This window comes from Bacillus sp. 05T31, from assembly GCF_056396725.1.
The window spans coordinates 1-3,014 of the sequence record NZ_JBFTMA010000560.1 but is presented as its reverse complement, the minus strand read 5'-3'; the positions used below and the strand labels follow the sequence as shown (position 1 = coordinate 3,014).

Below are 3,014 nucleotides of genomic sequence, written 5' to 3'. Positions count from 1 at the left end.
CTATAGAGGTGAGTAGTATTTTTATGCTTTCTTATCTCTTAATAAGTTTTTTCTCTAATTTCCCTGTATCTACCAAACCAAAATATGTAAAAATATTCAACCTTGTATCATTTGTAATTTCAACAGGATTGACAATTATTTATATAATTTTTTGTTGTTTTGGATATATGTCTAACAATAATTTTAGCTTTTTATTTAAAGTTTTACTAATTACTAACCTATTTCTGAGTATTAGCATCTGTGTTTTTCTTGTTTCATTACATTTACGAGAAAATAATCTTAAGGTGAAAAGTCAATTATATATTCTGATTTTTGGTATTATTCTTAGTTTTTTACCTATTGTTCTACTTAATCTGATTCCTGGTCTACTTTTTGGGGAATCTAAAATTCCATTTACATATTGTTTACCTAGTATTATTATATTTCCTTTAACTATTTCTTATTTATTAATAAAGCAAGAAGTTATCGAATTTGAGATTAGAATTTCTAAATGGCTAACAAACTTACTCTTTTACTTGCTCAATTTCTTATTTTTTAATTTTTCGGTTGAGCAATTCATAGATTTGTCACAAAAAGAAATATTTATACTATGTAGCTTAAGTGTATTATCTGTTGTACTCTCTGTATATATATATAAACTTATTCTCTCATTATTTAGGTATTTAAACATAAAAAAGGATGCACAATCAGGTTTACATAAGATTGAGCTGTTTCAAACACTCTCGAAGGAAAAACATGCTAAAGAGCTTGCAAAATTAGTCGGACAGCTTATTAACCAGATGTTTAACATTAACGGCGTTTCCGTAATATGGAACTCAAATAGTATTTATCATTCATTATATGAGACAGGTATTTTTCAGGATATGGATAAATTTGAGCTGTTTAATCAATTGAATCAACTTGAACAGAATTACTTACTAAAGGAAGGTACTACTCCTATTCATATTCAGTTTGAAAAATACCACTTAATTTGTTTTCCAATACTCATTTACCAAGGCATGCAGGGAGCTATTATTATTGGTGAAAAAAATGATTATACATTATTTAAACCTCAAGAAATTAATGAACTTGAAGAGGTTGTAATAAACTCGGCAAATTTACTATTAAGTGTTAATACCCTCAATAGTAATAAAAAAGAAATTCGAAAAGCAAAGGTAAAAGCTCAAAACTGGAAACAATTCAACTATCAGATTATTCAATCTCTAGAGAATGAAAGGAAAAGGCTTTCGATTTTCTTACATGATGAAATTCTTCAAATTCTTATTTTGCAATTAAACGAAATAAGAATGCTTCAGACCAAAAGAAACTTTTCTATAGACATATTAAATTCAATGGATGAGCAACTTGAAGATATTATCTATAGCATTAGAAAAATGTGTCATAATCTTCACCCTATTATCGTAGAAGATTTAGGTTTAGAAGCGAGTTTACACACACTAAAACGCGAGTTCGAATTAAATTATCGCATTCTCATTCATATACAATTTAATTGCAAATTAAAAATTCTCTCGAAAAATCTCGAAATACAGATTTATCGTATTATAAAAGAGCTACTGAATAATGCTATTAAGCACTCCAAGGGGAATAATGTTCAAATACATATCATAGAAGAAAGAGGCTGCTATGTTTGTACTGTAGAAGATGACGGCATAGGCTTTTGTGTTCCGAACAGTTTTTCTGAATTTAGTACAAGCAACCACCTTGGTCTAATGACCATCCAGCGTCAAATTTCCGAGTTGAACGGAAATTTGAGAATATCTTCTGAAAAAGAACATGGAACATTAGTCACATTTACCATACCAGTAAATTGGGAGGAAAATAATGAGTATACATACACTACTAGTGGATGACCATTTGTTGGTTATGCTAGGCATCCAAAGACTACTAGAATCTGAGGAAGATATTGAGGTGATTAATACCGTTCACGATCCTTCCATATTAATTAAAACTGTGGAAGATACCCGTCCTGATGTAATTGTTACAGACATCAGGATGAAGCAGTATAATGGTATTGAACTTACAAAAGATTTATTGTCAAAATTTCCGGATGTAAAGGTTGTAATTCTATCAGGATATGATCATGAAGAATATTATAATGCGGCCTTTGAAGCTGGAGCAAGTGCATACATTACGAAAGAAAGATCAGCATTTGACCTAGCTAACGCAATTCGTCAAAGTCACATGGGATATATACTATTTTCTAAGAATCAGATTATGGGAAATAATATTGAAGCACTAACTTCTGCTGAACAAAGAATATTACTCTTAATCTCAAAAGATAAAACAAATTATGAGATTAGTACGGACCTTTCAATCAGTAAAAGAACTGTAGAATATCACATTTCTTCAATTATTAGAAAACTGGGTGTAGATTCAAGAGTTGGAGCAGTCGTAAAAGGGATTAAAAAAGGATTAATTGAAGGTTTTTAAGGATAAGGGGACATTGCAGAACTGTTATGTCTAAAAGTTTATTGATAAATACAGAGACACAGAATCATAGTATATAACCACCAATACCTGCAAATGAAGAAATAGGACTCATGATTGGGTCCTATTTCTTCATTTGAGATAACTTTAACCAGATAAAAATTACAATCTTTTATTATATTCATAAATTCCCACCACATTTCTCTCAGGCTGGAAAAGCAAAATCTTGCTCAAAATGAAAACACGCCATCCTTTCCTATGATTCTAYAGAAAGRATAGCGTATTTTTTYATTTTAKGGRGKATTTTGTTTTATTAGCTTAATAGCGCTGGATTACCGTCAAAGTTCCAAAAACCTCAAAATTTATCCGTTTTTCCTTTTTTACCTACTTACCAAATTCAGCAAGTAAAATATTTTTAAAAGGATCAGGACTGTTAGCTCTACCCATACTGTTCAAACTGACGGCCAACGTATGCTTACCTCCAAGTATACCTCCAGCAAAAGTACTAAATCCTGGAATACCACCTGTGTGTCCCCATATCGGGACACCGTTTGGAAGCTTAGTTTCATAGATTCCAAGACCGTATC

2 protein-coding genes and 1 pseudogene are annotated in these 3,014 nt (G+C 30.9%); 2 read left to right on the top strand and 1 reads right to left on the bottom strand.

The annotated features are described in order from the left end of the window. Positions 1-1,850 (top strand): sensor histidine kinase (locus tag AC1DJR_RS24160; protein WP_477003686.1); only part of this gene is annotated, 1,850 nt, incomplete at its 5' end. Beyond that, positions 1,822-2,430, top strand: a complete 609-nt coding sequence (locus tag AC1DJR_RS24155) for a response regulator transcription factor (protein WP_002128205.1) — start codon at positions 1,822-1,824, stop codon at positions 2,428-2,430. The genes AC1DJR_RS24160 and AC1DJR_RS24155, both read left to right, overlap by 29 nt. A 381-nt stretch (positions 2,431-2,811) precedes the next feature. Here the strand turns inward: AC1DJR_RS24155 and AC1DJR_RS24150 are convergent. Further along, positions 2,812-3,014, bottom strand: a pseudogene (locus AC1DJR_RS24150) (serine hydrolase domain-containing protein); the annotation flags it as partial.